Annotated in this window: 1 protein-coding gene; it reads left to right on the forward strand. The window is 26.7% G+C overall.

Annotated elements, in window-relative coordinates; genetic code table 11:
- A partial coding sequence (locus RCF13_RS03170) for a hypothetical protein (RefSeq protein ID WP_308140860.1) occupies nt 1-498 on the forward strand: 498 nt, incomplete at both ends.

Consider the following 498-nt stretch of genomic DNA (forward strand, 5'->3'; position numbering starts at 1 on the left):
GTTTTAGTATGGGTGCATGGATATGAGGCTTTGAAATGGAATCACCGATTATTTAATCCATGGAATTTATCGGCATGGAGAGGCTTAAAGATAAAAGAGAATTATAACCAGCTGAAAGCTTTTAAGCGTTTTAATGAACAGAATAAGTTAAAACACGTATCATATATATTTGTTTCTAATTGGATGAAAGAAATAGCCGAAAAAGATATTAATACTAAATTTAAGAATAACTATATAATTCCAAATTATATTAACACAGAGTTATTTAATTATGAACATAAAAATGAAGAGCAACGAAAAAAAATACTGTTAATTCGTCCTTTTCATAATAGAAAATACGCCAATGATATTGCTGCTAAGGCAATTATAGAGTTAAGTAAATTCCCAGAGTTTAAGGATTTAGAATTTAGTATCTATGGAGAAGGTAAATATTTCAAGAAAGATACTGAACAATTAAAAAGGTTTCAAAATGTGAAAATAAATAATAGATTTTTAAAA

The sequence above is a fragment of the Stenotrophomonas maltophilia group sp. RNC7 genome (assembly GCF_030910085.1).
Taxonomy (GTDB): Bacteria; Pseudomonadota; Gammaproteobacteria; order Xanthomonadales; family Xanthomonadaceae; genus Stenotrophomonas; species Stenotrophomonas sepilia.